Annotated in this window: 1 protein-coding gene; it reads left to right on the top strand. The window is 61.7% G+C overall.

Features of this window, described 5'->3' with window-relative positions; genetic code table 11:
- A partial coding sequence (locus tag EN969_RS31845) for an ABC transporter substrate-binding protein (protein ID WP_245467597.1) occupies window positions 1–1210 on the top strand: 1210 nt, incomplete at both ends.

Raw genomic sequence — 1210 nt, 5'->3', positions numbered from 1 at the left:
GTTCAAGGCGCTTCCCGAATATCACGAGCCCGACTGGGTCACCGAGAAATACGTCAAGACCGGCAAGCTTCCGCCGGTGAGAGACAGGCTGCCGAAGGAGCCGCTGGTCTTCAAGACGGGCAATATGCAAGACGGCATCGGCGTCTATGGCGATACGATGCGCCACGTCATCGGAGGGCGGCCGGAAGGCTGGAACTACGGCGCCGGTCAGACGCAAGGCTGGGGCGGCATCGACATCGGCCTCTCCGAATGCCTGACGCGCACCGCCCCGCTGTTCCAGGTCGAGGCCAAGGACACCGAGCCGCTGCCGAACCTGGCCAGGAGCTGGGATTGGTCGAGCGATGGCCACAAGCTGACCATGCACCTCATCGAAGGCGCGAAGTGGTCGGACGGCGTGCCGTTCAATGCCGACGACGTCATGTTCTACTGGGACGACGAGGTCGTCGATCCCAACGTCTCGCCGCTGAACGGCGCCACGCCGGAAACCTTCGGCGTCGGCACGACGTTGAAGAAGATCGACGACTACACCGTCGAATGGACCTTCAAGGACGCCTTCCCGAAGCAGTACCTGTATGCCATGGCCTACGGCACCTTCTGTCCTGGTCCCGCGCACATCCTGAAGCCGCAGCATCCGAAATATTCGAAGAACACCTATGACCAGTTCAAAAATGCCTTCCCGCCGGAATTCATGAACATGCCGGTGATGGGCGGCTGGGTCCCGGTCGAATACCGGCCGGACGACATCATCGTCATGCGCCGAAATCCCTATTACTGGAAGGTCGACGAAAAGGGCAATCAACTGCCCTATCTCAACGAACTGCACTACAAGCTGTCGACCTGGGCCGATCGCGACGTCCAGGCGGTGGCCGGCGCGGCTGATTTTTCCAATCTGGAGCAGCCGGAAAACTTCGTCGCCTCGCTGAAGCGTGCGGCGGAGGCGAACGCGCCTGCCCGTCTTGCTTTCGGCCCGCGGCTCATCGGCTACAATCTGCGCTTTAATTTTTCCGCCAATGGCTGGGGCAATCCGGACGAACGCGGCCAGGCGATCCGCGAGCTGAACCGCAACGAGGATTTCCGCAAGGCCGTCACCATGGCGCTCGACCGCAAGGCGCTCGGCGACTCGCTGGTCAAGGGGCCGTTCACCGCCATCTATCCCGGCGGCTTGTCGTCAGGAACCAGCTTCTACGACCGCAATTCGACGGTCTACTAC

This window comes from Mesorhizobium sp. M7A.F.Ca.CA.003.01.2.1 (genome assembly GCF_003998945.1).
Taxonomy (GTDB): domain Bacteria; phylum Pseudomonadota; class Alphaproteobacteria; order Rhizobiales; family Rhizobiaceae; genus Mesorhizobium; species Mesorhizobium ciceri.
This window is presented reverse-complemented; position numbering and strand designations above follow the sequence as displayed.